The sequence below is a fragment of the uncultured Nostoc sp. genome (assembly GCF_964245445.1).
In the GTDB taxonomy this organism is placed as follows: Bacteria; Cyanobacteriota; Cyanobacteriia; order Cyanobacteriales; family Nostocaceae; genus Nostoc.
Genome location: NZ_CAXTNE010000172.1, coordinates 1 through 17142, shown reverse-complemented (window position 1 = coordinate 17142; position 17142 = coordinate 1). Strand labels below are relative to the sequence as shown.

At 41.9% G+C, this 17142-nt stretch carries 15 protein-coding genes; 9 read left to right on the top strand and 6 right to left on the bottom strand.

All coding sequences use genetic code 11. The features are described 5' to 3' along the window. The first annotated feature begins 57 nt into the window (after positions 1-57). Positions 58-381: an aspartyl protease gene (locus ACFE90_RS24415; RefSeq protein ID WP_375505051.1), complete on the top strand. Its 324-nt coding sequence runs from the start codon at positions 58-60 to the stop codon at positions 379-381. Between the two features lie 82 nt (positions 382-463). On the opposite strand, the gene pdxA is transcribed toward ACFE90_RS24415, so the two are convergent. Continuing rightward, positions 464-1558 (bottom strand): 4-hydroxythreonine-4-phosphate dehydrogenase PdxA, encoded by a 1095-nt coding sequence (gene pdxA / locus ACFE90_RS24410; protein ID WP_375505050.1) that lies wholly within the window; start codon positions 1556-1558, stop codon positions 464-466. Positions 1559-1765: 207 nt separating this feature from the next. Here pdxA and ACFE90_RS24405 point away from each other — a divergent pair, with 207 nt between their 5' ends. The 6 genes from ACFE90_RS24405 (at position 1766) to ACFE90_RS24380 (ending at position 6713) form a co-directional block, all read left to right on the top strand. Further along, positions 1766-1870, top strand: a complete 105-nt coding sequence (locus ACFE90_RS24405; protein ID WP_118167852.1) for a PetM family cytochrome b6-f complex subunit 7 — start codon at positions 1766-1768, stop codon at positions 1868-1870. 245 nt (positions 1871-2115) lie between these two features. Further along, on the top strand, positions 2116-3114 hold the full coding sequence (locus ACFE90_RS24400; protein WP_375505049.1) for an SDR family oxidoreductase: 999 nt from the start codon (positions 2116-2118) through the stop codon (positions 3112-3114). A gap of 129 nt (positions 3115-3243) precedes the next feature. Beyond that, entirely contained in the window at positions 3244-4161 is a 918-nt protein-coding gene (locus ACFE90_RS24395) for an NAD(+) kinase (protein WP_229488707.1), read from the top strand. 328 nt (positions 4162-4489) lie between these two features. Beyond that, positions 4490-5176, top strand: coding sequence for a response regulator transcription factor NblR (nblR, locus tag ACFE90_RS24390; RefSeq protein WP_375505048.1), 687 nt, complete (start codon positions 4490-4492; stop codon positions 5174-5176). A 297-nt stretch (positions 5177-5473) separates the two neighbouring features. Then, a complete protein-coding gene (locus tag ACFE90_RS24385; RefSeq protein WP_375505047.1) occupies positions 5474-5980 on the top strand; it encodes a DUF192 domain-containing protein in 507 nt (168 codons plus the stop codon). 505 nt (positions 5981-6485) lie between these two features. Continuing rightward, the gene (locus ACFE90_RS24380; RefSeq protein WP_196527497.1) at positions 6486-6713 is read left to right on the top strand and encodes a DUF2949 domain-containing protein; all 228 of its coding nucleotides are present in this window, start codon (positions 6486-6488) and stop codon (positions 6711-6713) included. A gap of 380 nt (positions 6714-7093) precedes the next feature. Here the strand turns inward: ACFE90_RS24380 and ACFE90_RS24375 are convergent, their stop codons facing one another. From ACFE90_RS24375 to ACFE90_RS24355, 5 genes are all read right to left on the bottom strand, one after another. Further along, on the bottom strand, positions 7094-8248 hold the full coding sequence (locus tag ACFE90_RS24375) for a pyridoxal-phosphate-dependent aminotransferase family protein (RefSeq protein WP_375505046.1): 1155 nt from the start codon (positions 8246-8248) through the stop codon (positions 7094-7096). A 1270-nt stretch (positions 8249-9518) separates the two neighbouring features. Continuing rightward, the gene (gene leuS, locus ACFE90_RS24370) at positions 9519-12167 is read right to left on the bottom strand and encodes a leucine--tRNA ligase (RefSeq protein WP_375505045.1); all 2649 of its coding nucleotides are present in this window, start codon (positions 12165-12167) and stop codon (positions 9519-9521) included. A gap of 779 nt (positions 12168-12946) precedes the next feature. Next, the gene (locus tag ACFE90_RS24365) at positions 12947-13663 is read right to left on the bottom strand and encodes a pirin family protein (RefSeq protein WP_375505044.1); all 717 of its coding nucleotides are present in this window, start codon (positions 13661-13663) and stop codon (positions 12947-12949) included. A gap of 303 nt (positions 13664-13966) precedes the next feature. Further along, positions 13967-14539: a DNA starvation/stationary phase protection protein Dps gene (dps, locus tag ACFE90_RS24360; protein WP_375505043.1), complete on the bottom strand. Its 573-nt coding sequence runs from the start codon at positions 14537-14539 to the stop codon at positions 13967-13969. A 112-nt stretch (positions 14540-14651) separates the two neighbouring features. Next, on the bottom strand, positions 14652-15704 hold the full coding sequence (locus ACFE90_RS24355; RefSeq protein ID WP_375505042.1) for an aldo/keto reductase: 1053 nt from the start codon (positions 15702-15704) through the stop codon (positions 14652-14654). Positions 15705-15915: 211 nt separating this feature from the next. Here ACFE90_RS24355 and ACFE90_RS24350 point away from each other — a divergent pair, with 211 nt between their 5' ends. Together ACFE90_RS24350 and ACFE90_RS24345 are read left to right on the top strand one after the other, a co-directional pair. Next, positions 15916-16566: a Uma2 family endonuclease gene (locus tag ACFE90_RS24350; protein ID WP_375505041.1), complete on the top strand. Its 651-nt coding sequence runs from the start codon at positions 15916-15918 to the stop codon at positions 16564-16566. A gap of 136 nt (positions 16567-16702) precedes the next feature. Beyond that, positions 16703-17107, top strand: a complete 405-nt coding sequence (locus ACFE90_RS24345) for a thiol-disulfide oxidoreductase DCC family protein (protein ID WP_375505040.1) — start codon at positions 16703-16705, stop codon at positions 17105-17107. Positions 17108-17142: the final 35 nt, after the last annotated feature.

Sequence of the window (17142 nt, the reverse complement as noted above, 5' to 3'; positions counted from 1 at the left end):
TACAAGCTCTACCCTGTCTACTTTTCAGACTTTTTCTTACATCGAACTCAGGTTGAAATAGAGTTAATTGCTACTAATGGTTTAGAATTACCTGTCGATGCCATGCTAGATACAGGATTTTCAGGCTGGCTAGCTATTGACAAGCAGGATTTAGAGGAATTTGATTGGGTGTATTTAGGTGAACGAAATATGCAACTAGCAAAGGGGGAAGCAAAGTTTGATATCTACGCTGGAAAAGTGCGAATAGATGGACAAGAGTTTAATATCCTTGTTTATGCAGGCGATGGAGTTTCGGAACTTTTACTCGGTCGTCAGTGGCTGAAAGATCGATGTTTAGTGGTGGATTTTCCGGCGGGAGTGTTAACACTGGGAAACAGTTGAGATTATGAGTAAAATAATGCTTCTAATGGGTCTTAAATACTTTTAATTAGTACTTCGTGAAAAGTTATATTTATAGACATAATCATTCATCATTTTTCTTAGCCAATCTTTGACTAACCAACTCAGCCGCTAAATGTATTGCTGCTTTCATACTCGTAGCATCCGCAATTCCCTTACCCGCAATATCAAACGCTGTTCCGTGGTCTGGTGAAGTCCGAACGAAAGGAAGACCAATAGAAGTATTAACTGCCCGATCAAACGCCATCAGCTTCACAGGAATTAAGCCTTGGTCGTGGTAAAGTGCCAAGTAGCCATCAGCAGGATTTTGTACTAAAGAATTTCCATACCAAGCTTGACCAGGTTTAACCCACATCGTATCTGGCGGTATTGGCCCATCTAGCTGTAATTGTGGTCTATTTTGCCGCTCTTGCTCCAACCAGGGAATTAACCAATCCTGTTCTTCATGTCCCAATTGCCCCTGTTCGCCACTGTGGGGATTTAAACCCGCGATCGCAATTCTCCCATTTTCTATCCCAAAGTCTTTCTCCAAGCACTCCACCAGCAAATCCAATTTCTGTGTCAACAACTGCGGTGTCAATGTGTCGGCTACTTGACGTAAAGGAATATGTGTGGTAGCTAGTAAAGCGCGGAGTGTCCAATTAGTATGGGGCGATCGCGCCACAAATAACATCCCAAAACGATCAACACCTGATTTTTCTGCCAAAAGTTCCGTTTGCCCTGGATAATTATACCCGGCGGCTTTCCAAGCAGATTTAGCGATCGGCCCTGTGACAATAGCATCAAATTTACCAGCCAGTGTTTGAGCGATCGCACATTCCATATACGCAAAACTAGCCGCACCACTGGCCACATTTCCTATTCCGGCGATAATTTCACCTTTAATTTCCCGATCCAACTCCACATCAATAACTGACAACTCGTCTGGATTTGCCAAAGGTGCTAAATTATCGATTAAATTCAGTTTGTAATAAATCTGTGCCAGCAAATCCCGGTTTCCCACCACTGTAACGTCATATTTTTTACTAATTTCCGGTTCTGCTAAAGCTTTCAAAATCACCTCCGGCCCAATTCCCGCCGGATCTCCCAACGTCAACGCCAAACGCGGGCGATTTTTTTTAGTAAAATTCACTAGATTATCGAAATTATTTTGATACATAAAATTTATTCATAATTATGATCATCAAACTTTTTCACCATCCCCCTGTTCTCCCGCTCTACAGTAGGGATTGCCGCCAAACCAGTAGGGATTACTTGCTAAACTAGTTTAAGATTATTTACACAGGTCTAATTCTACAGCAACAATTCAAGAGCTTCTGATAGACCTAGTTTACACACACTAATTTGCATAAGGAGAATCACACCAATGGGCGGCGAACTTTTGAATGCAGCTCTATTGTCCTTCGGTTTAATCTTCGTAGGCTGGGGCTTAGGCGCGTTGTTACTAAAAATTCAAGGCACAGAAGAATAATCCCTACGGTAATTGGCTAGTGAGAGGGAAGAGGTTTTCCTCTGCCTTGAAAAGTTCTGTTCGCCCCAAGCTGGCGTTCATACTTTTCGCTAACTGGGAAAAAATCTGTCCGTTTACCGGACAGCCATTTTCCCATGAGTCTGTTTATAACAAACGATTTTCTTAGAAAAAATGTAAAGTTTTGTTTGCATAGGTTATTCTGATAACATTCTTTTCATAAAACAATAAAATTTATTACAACCCTCATGACATTATTAATCGTCGGTGCCACTGGCACCTTAGGAAGACAAGTGGCTCGTCGTGCAATCGATGAGGGATATAAAGTACGCTGTCTTGTCCGAAGCAGTAAAAAAGCAGCTTTTCTCAAAGAATGGGGTGCAGAACTTGTAACGGGAAATTTACGTTATCCCGATACCTTAGCCGAAGCTTTAGTTGGTGTAACCCAAGTTATTGATGCGTCAACATCTCGTCCTACAGATTCACTGAGTATCAAACAAGTAGACTGGGACGGCAAAGTAGCATTGATTCAAGCAGCAAAAGCAGCAGGTGTAGAGCGTTTTATTTTCTTTTCGATATTAGATGCTGATAAATACCCAGAAGTGCCGTTAATGGAAATTAAGCGGTGTACAGAACTCTTCCTGGCTGAGTCTGGCTTAAATTACACCATCTTGCGGCTAGCTGGGTTTATGCAAGGATTAATCGGTCAGTACGGGATTCCTATTTTGGAATCACAGCCAGTTTGGGTGACTGGTAATTCTTCTCCCATCGCTTATATGGATACTCAGGACATTGCTAAGTTCGCAATCCGTGCATTGAGTGTGCCAGAAACGCAAAACCAAACTTTTCCTGTAGTCGGTACTCGTGCCTGGAGTGCAAAAGAAATCATCAACCTATGCGAACGTTTATCTGGAAAAGACGCCAGGGTAACGCGGATGCCAATAACCTTGCTGCGTGCTGTGCGGGGCTTAATGCGGTTCTTTCAGTGGGGATGGAACGTTGCAGACAGGCTAGCATTTACAGAAGTATTGGCTAGTGGTAAAGAGTTAAATGCTTCAATGGATGAAGTATACACAGTTTTTGGCATAGATCCGCAACAAACCACAACCCTAGAAAGCTATCTACAAGAGTACTTCAGCCGAATAATGAAGAAGCTCAAAGAGTTAGATTATCAGAAAAATAAAAATAAAAAGCAGAAACCTAAAAAAACTCCTTTTAAACAGTCTTCAAAAGCCAATAGTCAATAGTTATTACAAAACGGATATTAGTCATGAAACTTTAGACTCTAGATATTTGACTCTAGATTAATGACTACATGACCAAAATGTGTAAGGATTACATAATACAGAGCATCGCCTAAACTTGGATATTTGAGTGTGCCGAAAGCAGGCATTATCTACAATGACGTTAAACCGATAGCGGGCCGTGTCGCTATCGAGTTGAAAGACAAGCTAACCACTGCCGGTTGGGATGTGTGTATCACATCAAGTATCGGTGGAATATTGGGCTACTCTAACCCAGAGAGTCCTGTATGCCACACCCCCATTGACGGTCTAACGCCCCCTGGTTTTGACTCAGATATGGAGTTTGCAGTGGTATTAGGGGGAGACGGTACTGTTTTAGCAGCGTCTCGTCAGGTGGCCCCCTGTGGTATTCCACTGCTAACAGTGAATACCGGCCACATGGGATTTTTGACAGAGACCTTCCTGAATCAATTGCCCCAAGCATTAGAACAGGCAATGGCGGGTGAGTATGAAATTGAAGAACGAGCCATGCTCACCGTCAAAGTGTTTCGGGGAGATTCAGTGCTGTGGGAAGCCCTCTGCTTGAATGAAATGGTGCTGCACCGCGAACCTTTGACCTCTATGTGCCATTTTGAAATTGCCATAGGGCGTCATGCGCCAGTAGATATTGCAGCAGATGGTGTAATTGTTTCTACGCCTACTGGTTCTACAGCTTACTCATTGAGCGCTGGTGGCCCTGTTGTCACCCCTGGCGTACCTGCTTTACAGCTAGTACCCATTTGTCCCCATTCTCTAGCTTCTAGAGCATTAGTATTTCCAGACACTGAATCGGTCAACATTTACCCAGTCAACATTCCTCGGCTGGTAATGGTGGTGGATGGTAATGGAGGGTGCTATGTACTACCAGAAGATAGAGTATATATGGAGCGATCGCAATATAGTGTCCGATTTATTCGCCTGCAACCGCCTGAGTTTTTCCGAATTCTGCGAGAAAAATTAGGTTGGGGTTTACCACATATTGCTAAACCAACTTCGGTAGAATTGCCGTAGTTAGGAGTGCAGACGCGATTAATCGTGTCTGTACAGGAGTTAGGAGTTAGGAGTTATTTCTCCCCTTTTTTCACCATTTTCATGCTCTTCACTACCCAGTTGGGTGATTTCCTTCCAGAATTACTGGTGTAAGGATGGTATTTGGAGTTAGTTATTAAGATTGCATCGGAGAATTAGATGGCTGACACCTGAACGTGCTAAAAGATTCTTAGCAGCGTGTCAAATCAGGATTGTTCCATCATTAAAAACTCGTAATTGCACTTCTAACTGATGTAAAGATTTTCTTTGGAATATCTTTACAATCCCAAATCCAATATCCCAAATTGTTATGACAGTTGCTCCAAGTCCCTGTGTTTTGGTGATTGAAACCGATGAGAGCCTAGCAAATCAGCTTTCTTGCGATTTGCAAGAAGCCGGCTATGAATCAATTTTGGCTCATGATGCAAGCAGTGGTTTACAACACTGTCGCGATCGCCAGCCTGCTTTAATTGTTTTAGACCGGATGCTAGCAGGAGAATCAGGACTCTCATTGTGCAAAAATCTAAGAAGCACTGGTATGCGATCGCCTGTGTTAATTTTAATGGCAAGGGATACAGTCGATGATCGTGTAGCTTGTCTAGAAGCAGGAGCGGATGATTACATCCTGAAGCCTTATCGCTCAGAAGACTTTTTGAAGTTGATTCGGCTCTACTTAAAACCTGATGTGGATACCACGGAGCAGTTACGCTTTGGGGATCTGATTTTAGATATGGCAACTCGCCGTGCCATACATAGCGGGCGGGCAATTGACTTGACAATGAAAGAATTTGAACTATTAAAATTCTTAATGGAACATCCCCGTGAGGTGTTAACCCGCGAACAAATTTTAGAAAATGTTTGGGGTTATGACTTTCTGGGTGAGTCGAATGTAATTGAAGTGTACATCCGCTACTTGCGGTTAAAAATCGAAGATGAAGGACAAAAGCGCCTCATTCAAACGGTGCGAGGCGTAGGGTACGTTTTGAGAGAATCTTAGTACACTGTGGCAGAAGTTTACAAAAGAAGGCAGCAGGCAGATAGCGCAGCGTTAGCGAATCAGACGCTCCTACGGACGCTCGTTCCTCTCTACGAGACGCTACGCGAACGCTACCGCAACGCTTACGAGCGTCGCAGAAAGTGCCACGAGGCACAAAGCGTTCTTGCTTCAATCCCACCTCGTATAACGTGTGGATTCCTCCTGCCTCCTGCCCCCTGAAAGGACGAATAAAAGTCGTGAGTTTTCTAGCTTAAATTCTGTAAAATTGAAATCTAAATTACAAAATCAAAAATAATTATGACTCATCGACTAAGTTTGCTCTCAATGTTGCTGAGTATTTTACTGATAGGCTGTTCTGTGCCAACAACAGCTAAACCTCCCCGCCCCACATCTGCTTCTCAAACTCCAGCACCACAGAGCTTAGGTCAAAAACTACCAATTTCCGCTAAAGCCATTGTTCCTAATGGCACAATCATTCAGTTAGAAGTGGCGCAGACACCACAACAGCAAGCGATGGGGTTGATGTATCGACAAGCTTTGCCAAATAATCGGGGGATGTTGTTTGGGTTCCCTTCACCACAACCGGTTAGTTTCTGGATGAAGAATGTACCTGTGCCCTTGGATATGGTATTTTTACAAAACGGTGTAGTTAAATATATTCAGGCTTCTGCACCTCCTTGTGCAACTGAGCCTTGTCCTACCTATGGGCCCAATACACCAATCGATAAGGTGATTGAACTTCGCTCTGGCAGGGCTGCCGAGTTGAAATTAAAAGTGGGCGATATTGTCAAAATTGAGCCTTGAGACTTCGGTGCTTTGCGGAGATAAAGATTTGGATGGTTGCTCTGTTCAGAGTCTATACTATCGAAATCTATGTTTTTTTTGTAAAAAATGGCACGTCTTGTGGAAAAATTTCATCTGTAACGCTACTATTTAAAAACTGTAGTAATAATGTAAAATTCTACTGTCTCCAACCTTAAATCGCAGTCTTAAGGTTTGGCAAAAATATTCCCTTGGGCGCAAGTGTGAATAGTCGCCAATAAGAGAGTATAGGCTATGGAATCTTTGTTACTGCATGTGTAATTAAATAACGCACAAAAGTAAACAAAATGGAGCCAATTTAACTAAGTAAAAATACTGCTTAAAAATCGAGCAGATAATTTGTACGAAAATTTCTATTTCTCAGATTTTCTATGAGAAGCCTCTGTTAAAGGCAAATCAAAAAAACTCTGCTGGGGTGTATGGCCGATAACGGCAAAGTGACAGATAAAATACTGGCTACTGACTACCGAGCAAGGTGAACTTATATATGACAATACATTCTGCACAGGGAGGTGAGACACAAATGTCACCATCAAAATATTCTCGACTGATTAATTTTTTGCAAGAAGATTTGGCAATTTCCACAGCATCGCTGGCAGTGGCGCTTCGGCATCGGGAGCAAGATCCAGGCCCTTTGGCAATGATTCTTTGGCAGTATGGTTTGATTACTTTAGAGCAGTTAGACCAAATTTATGATTGGCTGGAAACGGCATAGTTCAGCCCCTTTGGGTAAGTCAAAAGTTAAAAGTCAAAAGTCAAAAGTCATAATAATTTTGGATTTTGGATTAAAAGTCTTTACTAAAAGGCTGTTATCAAAATCTAAAAGAATACTATTTATCACAATTCGGTATCATGCTAAGTTGCCAAAATTAGTCTTGTTTGGTGTCAAATAATTTATGCAACTGTCTTCAAAGCAAATAATACTATTTAGAGGAACTTAGTATAATTTATGAAAATTGGGGCATGTCACAATCCACTCTAACTTGTGCAAAGGTTGTATAGGTTTATTAACTTTGACGGTTTTTACTCATTTATATACAAATTAAAAAAGCGAGTTAAATTATCAACTCGCTCTTTTGATTTAATGCTCAGTAATCAAAACTGACTAAATACTTTGACTGCTGCCGCTATACCAGATCCAGGGGTGAAATCTTCATAGCCAAGTTCTCTTAGGGTAACTTCTAAGGATGCTATACAGCTAAGAATATCGCGATCGCTCACAAAGCCCAAGTGACCAATGCGGAAAATTTTGTTACTCAAATGGTCTTGACCACCTGCTAGGGCAATATCAAAGCGTTTTTTCATCAATGAGCGAATCTTATCCGATTCAATTCCTTGTGGTGCTACAGCCGTAATTGCCGGACTGGCGGAACTATCTGCTGCAAACAGGGGTAAATTTAACCCTTGAATGGCGGCACGGGTAGCATTTTTCAGCCGTTCATGTCGAGCAAATATTGATTCCAAACCTTCCTCTTTCATGATTCGCAACGTGGTATGCAGCGCTACGATCAAGTTCACAGGCGGAGTAAATGGAGTTGTATTTTTGGCTGTGGCTTTGCGATATTTGCCTAAGTCCAAATAATATTTCGGTAACTTCGCAGTTTTGTAAGCTTCCCAAGCTTTGGGGCTGACAGAGACAAAACCCAATCCCGGCGGAATCATATAACCTTTTTGGGAACCGGAAGCGACTATATCCAAGCCCCAAGCATCCACAGGTAGATTGAACGCACCTAAGCTAGTGACGGCATCAACGATAATTAAAGCTTCACCGTGTTCTTTGACGTGGCGGTTGATGCTTTCTAAATCATTCAAAACACCCGTAGAGGTTTCGCTGTGGGTAATGATTACGGCTTTAATTTGCTTTTGGGTATCTGCTTGAAGTTTTTCGGCAAATACTGTAGGGTCTAAGGGTTTTCCCCATTCCACCTTAACTTCTTCTACATTCAAACCGTAGGCTTGACCGATTTCTACCCAGCGTTCGCCAAATTTACCATTAGAACCAACTAAAATGCGATCGCCTGGAGAGAGAAAATTAATTATTCCGGCTTCTACAGCACCCGTACCACTCACATTTAGCGTTAGCACATCATTTTGAGTTTGGTGCAGCCACTTGAGGTTTTCCGTCACCTCTGCCAATATGTTGCTAAATTCACTGGTGCGGTGCCCAATCGGATGCTTGGCTAATGCCAGTAAGGCAGCTTCTGGCACCGGAGTTGGGCCTGGAATCATCAGCATCAGCTTGTCGTTCATGTGTGTATCCTAAAAATCAAATAAAAGTCAAAATTGTGGGAGTTGGTTAAGTCTGATAGCAAATTTTAGATATTCATCTATAAATTCCACTCAGTTCGTCACCAGCCTTGTTGTATATTTTCCAAATCCATAGGAAAAGTATCGTGGGAGTTAATGATCAATCAGCTTGACCTTTGCAATTTATACGAGACTCCAACTCAGATAAAACCTCTGTTCCAGGCAATCTTACCACACACCTAGACAACAGGTTAAGGCGTTTGCTCGTAAGAGAGCGGCTATTTTAACCAAAGGTGAAACGTCTATCTAGATGAGGCATAGGTATAATAAATTCTTAAATCTTACCCATAATCCGCCTCAGTTGTTTTTATAGAAACACGCGAAATCGTTTTGAATATCGCGGAAATCGTCAGTGAAAAAGCTGTGTTTTGCTTCAACGAAGGAGGTAACCGCCTACACTATGCGGAAGGGTTGGATGTCGCCGTTTGCTAAGAGATAGAAGACACCTAACCCAAACTTTTCAGTCTGCTTGGGTCGAGCATTTGTTCTTCGGTTGCCATCCTCTAAAGAATACTTTTATCCATTGAGTATCTGATAATTTATTCCCCTCCAAATCGCTTCGATGTCAATATCAAAGGCTTATCTAGCCTAATCGATGGCGATTTCCTACTAATGCTTTCCAGTTCATTTGCTGCCAATTTTGAGATAATTATGCTGCTACTTGCTGCACATTTTGAAACTGTACTCAGTGGTAGGCGATAGCTAATAAACTATAAGTTTTTATACTATACTTACAAAATTGCTACAATCGTGCTTAGTCTTGTTAGTTACCATTCATGATGAGTCGTTTTTAACTAGTGTTCAGTTCATAAACTGTCACTCACCAGATCCCCGGTATTCTTGCAAAAGAGATATTCTTAATTAGTGCAAGGAGTGATACCATTTCACCACATGTTTGTCACAAGTTATCCCCGCAATGCTCTCTGATAAGGGGGCGTTGCAGATTTCAAATGTTGCATCAAACGAGTGAGTTGGTATAAGCTTTTACGGGGAAACGCTTGAGTGAGCAAAACTCTCAAGCGTTTTTTCGTGTATAAATAAAACAGTTCAACTCTCTGGAAGATAATACAGATGTTTTTAAATACACATATACCAGAAAGGTAAACTACTGTTATAAAAAGCGAATTCTCCGCGTGCCTCTGCGCTTTCCTCTGCGCCACTTTGCGTTTAAATTTCAACCCTCAATTCGCCACAATGTTAGGCAAAGCTGTACTTAGCTAACTACAAAATTTACCAACTTTCCAGGCACGACAATTACCTTTTTAATCTCCTTACCTTCGATGTAACGTTGGGCAATTTCTGATTCACGGGCATATTTCTCCAACGCTGCTTTATCTGCTTGTGCTGGTACTTGAATCGAGCCGCGAGTTTTGCCCATAATTTGAATTACTAAAGTGATTTCATCAGCTACCAAAGCAGCCGGGTCAAATGACGGCCAAGTTTGAGTGTGAACTGAATTACTTTCACCCAATAAATGCCACAATTCATCAGCAATGTGTGGTGCAAAGGGTGCTAGTAATACCACCAAAGTCCGAATACCTTCTGCGTAAATTGGTGAATTTTTTCCGTCAGCATCAGTTAGGGCGTTACTCAACTTCATCAATTCTGAAATAGCTGTGTTGAATTGATATTCGTCTTCCACATCTTCCGTCACTGCTTGAATAGCAGTGTGAATCGCCCGCCGCAATTCTTTTTCTGCTTTAGTTAAATCAGCGAGTTGGGCTTGCTTACGGGATACCCCATCTGCAACATAATCTGTCACCAAACGCCAAACCCGATTTAAAAAGCGGAATTGTCCTTCCACATCGGCTTCATCCCATTCCAGGTCTTTTTCTGGCGGCGCTTTGAATAAGATGAACATCCGCGCTGTATCTACACCATATTTAGCAATTACATCTTCTGGTGCTACACCGTTGCCCTTTGATTTAGACATGGTGGCGTAGAGACGTTGCAGTGGTTCGCCTGTCTGCGGGTCGCGGGGGTCGGCTGAATTTACCAGATTAGAGGGAATCCATTTATCTTTGCCGCCCTTGTTGGGATTTAGGTAAGTTAAACCCTGTACCATACCTTGAGTTAACAAGCGTTGAAAGGGTTCATCAAAGTTTAACAAACCGCGATCGCGTAGTACCTTAGTAAAGAAGCGCGAATACAACAAATGTAAAATCGCGTGTTCAATTCCACCTACATACTGATCAACTGGCATCCAGTCGTTAATTTTACTGGAATCAAAAACCTGTTGTTCATTCTTAGCGTCAGGGAACCGTAAGAAATACCACGAGGAATCAATAAAAGTATCCATCGTGTCGGTTTCCCGCTTCGCAGGAGTGCCACAAGTTGGACAAGGCACATTTACCCAGCTTTCCAACTGAGTTAAAGGTGAACCGCCACGTCCAGTAAATTCCACCTCTTCTGGTAGCTGTACAGGTAAATCTTTGTCAGGCACTGGCACTATCCCACAGTTGGGACAGTGAATTACAGGTATCGGTGCGCCCCAATAACGCTGCCGCGAAATTAACCAATCCCGCAAGCGATATTGCACCCGTACTTTACCAAAACCTTGTTGTTCGGCGTGTTCAATTATTGCTTGTTTAGCATCTGTGGAAGTCATACCAGTAAAAGACCCAGAATTAATTAAAATTCCTGGTTCAGTGTATGCCTGGTTATATTCAATTTGGATGAGTTGTGTGACTTCATTAATTTCTGATGTTGGAGTTAAGTCAAAACCTGCAACATCATCTGGGGAAGCGATGACAAAATCAATTGGCAAATCGTAATTTTTGGCAAACTTAAAATCCCGGACATCGTGGGCTGGTACACCCATTACTGCCCCAGTACCATATTCATACAGTACATAGTCAGCAATCCAAATCGGCACTTCTTCCCCTGAAAATGGGTTAATTGCTACCCCACCGGTGGAAATACCCCGCTTCGGTTTGTCTTCAGCAGTACGTTCCAACTCACTTTGATTGGAAACCTCCTTAATAAAAGCTTCTACCGCCGCTTGTTGTTCTTTTGTAGTGACACGTTTTGTTAAAGGATGTTCTGGTGCTAACACCAGGTAGCTGACACCATAAACGGTATCTGGACGTGTGGTGTACACGGCGATTTTTTCATCTATCCCAATGATGGGAAATTCTAAGTAAGCGCCTGTGGATTTGCCAATCCAGTTTGCCTGCATTAATTTAACGCGTTCCGGCCAACCTGTTAACTTATCCAAGTCATTGAGTAATTCTTCGGCATAATCGGTAATCTTGAAAAACCATTGTCGTAACAATTTGCGCTCAACTATTGCGCCACTGCGCCAAGAACGTCCTTCGTTATCGACTTGCTCATTTGCCAATACAGTTTGGTCAATGGGGTCCCAATTTACTGCCGCTTCTTTTTGGTAAGCTAACCCCGCTTGCAAAAACTGCAAGAAAATCCATTGCGTCCACTTGTAATAATCGGGTGAACAAGTAGCAAGTTCACATTCCCAGTCAATGGATAAACCAAGACGCTGCAATTGTTGCCGCATTTGGGCCATATTCTGATAAGTCCACTTTGCTGGCGGTACCCCACGGTCAATGGCGGCATTTTCTGCTGGCAAGCCAAAGGCATCCCAACCCATTGGATGTATTACTCGATACCCTTGCATTCGTTTAAGGCGGGCAATCACATCGGTAATCGTATAATTACGGACGTGACCCATGTGTAGGCTGCCCGATGGATAAGGGAACATGGATAAAGCGTAGAATTTTGGCTTATTGCTAGCTGTCGGTGTTTTATCTAAGCCAAGTTCTACCCATGTTTTTTGCCATTTTTCCTCAATCGCTGCTGGGTTATATCGAGAATCAACAGAATCACGTATTTCCAATGGTTTCATGCCTGTTACACTTTACTTCTACTAATTTTCTAGTATTTGACCCTTACTAGTACATTTGAGCCACTATGTTGAGGGAATTATCTGTCTAGTAATTTTCTAATTTAATTTACAAAATCAATTGACTATTTCTTTCTACCCCCTATTCCTATCTATTTTATATCCCTAAAGTTCTTAGACTAATAGTCCAACAACTTTAGGTATATAGGACATAAAAAAGTCCCTAAGCTTAAGATGCCGGGGACTAAGTGTGTTACGGTTATAAACTGATTTACTGACTTAATAACCTGATAGCCATCTCAAGGTAAATTTTAGCCTTGTGCAAGTTGAGTAGGTTCTCTTGGTCAAATCTATCAGGGTAGCTCATGGCTTTAGCCTCCATTGTTAGCTTAATCAGCGCGGCTTGCTCGTCATTAGGTGAGTTCAGCTCATCTATTACCCTTTCAAGGAATTGAATAACGCTAAAACCTGGTGACTTCAAGCCTCTTCCCTACCAAAGTTTTAGCGAGTGCTGTCTGTGGGAATGCCATTAAAGACTTCGGGGTGTCTGGTGGTAACTGGCACAAGAGGCTGCATGGCTGTACAACTAAAGTTAATAGTACTTTTATACTATAAAAAGGGATACTTCAAAACTATTGTGATTTTGTGTCCCTATCTTTACGACTCCCAATGCAATACCTATACTCGCACGCCAATCGAGAAATTTTTGTAAACTAAATATCCCCCACTTCGTAAAAGTTGTGGGGGATCTTGTTTCTTACCAATGACTCAGGATTGCTAGATTACGCTAAATCAAAAAGTAAGATTTCACCGCCGATATTGGTGCTAATTTCTAGCTGTTCTTCGCCGTTGATTTGCACTCCATCGCCTGCTCTAAGTTCTTCACCATTTAAGTTAACTATACCTTGGGCTATTTGTAACCAGGCATAGCGACCAGGTTTAATTTGATAATTAACAACATCACCTGAGTCTAAAACAGATGTGTATAAATCAACATCTTGGTGAATTGTCACAGCACCATCGCGCCCATCTTTAGCAGCAATTAAACGTAATTTGCCGCGCTTTTCTTCCAAAGGAAAAGCTTTTTGTTCATATCTTGGTGTCAACCCTTCTTGATCGGGAAGAATCCAGATTTGTAACAAGTGTAGTGGTTCAGTTGGCGAGGGATTAAATTCACTGTGGCTGATTCCAGTTCCAGCACTCATAATCTGTGCATCACCAGGACGAATTACTGACCCAGTACCCAAGCTGTCTTTATGCTCTACAGCACCTTCTAAGACATAAGTGAGGATTTCCATGTCACGATGGCTGTGGGTAGGGAATCCAGCACCAGGGGCGATGCGATCGTCGTTGATCACTCGCAGAGAACGAAATCCCATACGGTTGGGATCGTAAAAACTACCGAAGGAAAATGTGTGATAACTATCGAGCCAGCCCATTTTAGCGTGACCACGGGCGTTTCTATCATGAATTAGATGGCTAATTGTATTTTGAGACATATATTTACCTCGTTGTTAATCAGTATTTAGTTAGGAGTAGAGACGCCATTAATCGCGTCTGTACAATAGTTAGTAATCAGAAGGGAATTAGCATACTTTTTCACTAACCTACTAGCTTATTGAAGTTGAAGTATTAATCTTGAGATATCACTTGCCGAAGATATTCTGGAGTTTTTCGACCTAGATTTGAACTATTTCAATAATAAAGTATATACATATAAAAGAAAAGTACGCACTTATAAGTGACGTACTTACCAAAAAGATACTACTAGATTTAAGAAATACTACTTTTCTCAAAAGTGCTTATTTTACACCAACAGGTATCTTTTGAGTTGTAGTAGCACCCGCTTTACCATTCTCTGCCTTAATTTCTGCTACTTGCAGATGAGCTTCTAAGAACCAGAGTCGTTTGTCAATGGTGCGGGAAATTTCGGTGTAAAGGTCGGCAGTATCGAGGTCGCCTAATTCATCAGTTTTATCGATCGCTTCCCGGAGATGTTTACCATAGAATGCATAACGATCTGACAAGGCTGTTACGTGGTCTTTACCATCCAAAATATCTAAGGGATATTCTGGCAGAATTGAATTTCTAGCTGCGGCGCGGGCTGTTCCGAAAGCGTATCCGCCTAAAGCTGTAACGCGTTCAGCTACCAGATCGATGTACTCTTCCAATTCCCCAGCAAGTTCATCAAATAATAGGTGTAACTGGTAAAAGTCAGTTCCTTTAACGTTCCAGTGCGCTTGCTTTGCTTGGGTTTTCAAATCCGAAGTAGCTGCCAAAGTTTGGTTGAGAAGTACCACGATTTGCACTCGCGCTTCGGCGGGAATGTCAATGCGGGTAGGGTACAAACGTGATGTAATGCTGTTGTCGCTCATGATTCTACGTTGTTAATGCCTTTTACATTTAACTCTACAGAATTGCAAAGCTTGGCGAAACTCTCTGATGACCGATTGAATTAATGCCTGAATATGTTAAGGTTTATTACTATTAGTTAATACGATGGTTTTCTATGGTATTAAATGTACCACCGAAAAGGCGATCGCGAATTACATCATTGTGCAAAAAGTCATGGGGAAAACCCAGTTCAATTTGACTCACTTCATTTAAACGTTGCAAATGTTCTGGCGAGAGAGTGATATCTAAAGACGCTAAGTTATCTTGAAACTGCGTTAATTTACGTGCCCCAATTATCGGAATAATCACACCACTTTGAGCATGTAACCAAGCTAATGCTACTTGTGAAGGTGTGTGTCCAATTTCGGTTGCAACTTCACTGACAACTTGAGCGATCGCTAAATTCTTCTCAGAAATCTCTCCCCCCAAAGTTTTAACTCGCCCTTGTTCATCGCCTGCTTGAGGAGGCTGATTATACTTACCTGTAAGCACACCTCCACCCAAAGGCGACCACGGTGTTACTGCTAAATCTAAGGCTTTAGCCATCGGTAGCAAGTCACGTTCTGGTGTTCGTTGAATTAAACTATACTCAATTTGCAGGGCGACAAACTGCGTCCATCCTTGGTATTGAGCAATGGTATTTGCTTGGGAAACAATCCAAGCGGGTGTGTCAGAAATACCGATGTAAAGTACTTTACCTTGACGGACTACATCATCAAGCGATCGCAATACTTCTTCAATAGGTGTTGTGAAATCCCAAGCGTGCAACCAGAATAAATCAATATAATCGGTATTCAGTCGTTTCAGGCTACCTTCTAAAGACTGGATTAAGTTCTTGCGATGGTTTCCACTGGCGTTAGGGTCGCCCTTTTTGTTATTCATCTGCAAAGGAAAGGAATATTTTGTCGCAACTACAAAGCGTTCTCGTTCTTTAGCAATCAACTCACCGACAATTTTTTCACTGCTACCATCGGTATAACCGTTAGCGGTATCAATGAAATTCCCCCCTGCTTCTGTATAGCTATCAAAGATTTTACGACTTTCGTCAACAGATGCACCCCAACCCCAATCTTCACCAAAGGTCATGGTTCCCAAGGAGAGTTCAGAGACTCTTAACCCGCTTTTGCCCAAGAGTTTGTATCTCATGAATATTTTCTCATTAATGAAAAACTATAGCGTTTACCATTCCAAAAGCATGATACAGCAGAATTCAGAATTCAGAATTCAGAAGTCAGGGGGAGTTAAAACTTAAAAGTTAAGCCTCTAAGGGTGAAACTTCAAATTTTAACTCTCCCTACCCAATGCCCAATGCCCCATGCCTCATGCCTTCGCTACAATAAACTCAAAACAAGACATAATGACCTACACCTCGCCCAAGCTACTAACCTTTGAGGAATTTATAGCCCAATATGGTGACAATACACGGTATGAATTAATCGACGGACAACTAAGAGACATGGAACCTACAGGACCACATGAAGCTGTTGCAGGTAGTATTGCTGGTAGAATCTATGTCGAAATTTTTAATTCTAATTTCAACTGGCTAGTTCCAAAAACTTGTCTGATTAAACCACCTGCGGCTGAAGCTACAGCGCTGCGTCCTGATGTAATTGTTTTAGATAAAGCAGAACTTAGTAAAGAACCGCTTTGGCAAAAAGAACCTATTATTTGTAACGGTAGTACTATTAAGCTTGTTGCTGAGGTTGTGAGTACGGCAGTCGCTTCAAGCCGGGAAACCCGTCCAACGCGCTGCCTCACAAATTGGCAAGATGATTATGCAAGAAAGGTGGAAGAATACGCTTTTCTTAACATCCCAGAATATTGGATTGTAGATTTTAGTGGCTTGGGTGGTTTGCAATTTATTGGCAATCCGAAACAACCCACATTCACTGTTTGTCAGTTAGTTAACGGTGTGTACCAGCAGCAACAATATCGCTTAGGAAATACTATTTCGTCTAAACTATTACCAAATTTACAACTTAAGCTAGACGACATTATGCATATTTAACAAATTAAATTTTGTTTTGGCTGAGGTAGATCGGATTATTTACTACTGCGTTACTTAGGCAAGAGCGATCGCCACGGTTTTCTAAGCTAAAATACCAAAGTTGTATTTAAACACATTTGAAAACTCAATTATTTTTATGAATTACTACGTAATCTACGATGGAAATTGTAATCTCTGCGTTACCCTAGTGCAATTGCTAGAAACCTTAGACCAAGGAAAGCTGTTTCGCTACAATCCTATGCAAGATGAGCAAACACTTTTACAGTGGGGAATTACAGCCCAAGACTGTGAACAGGGGATGATTTTAATTGATGGTAATGAACCTCAGAGACGTTGGCAAGGTAGTAATGCAGCTGAAGAAATTGGACGATTATTGCCAGCAGGAAGTATTTTTGTAGACGCTTATCGAGCCTTACCGGGGATGAAATGGGCAGGCGATCGCTTTTACGAACAAATCCGCGATAACCGCTACACCATATTTGGTAAGCGTTCTAATACATATCAATCGGCATACTGTGGGGATGGTAGCTGCAAGCCGTAGGTAGTACAGGTGAGGGTATTCGTCTGAGGCAGGGG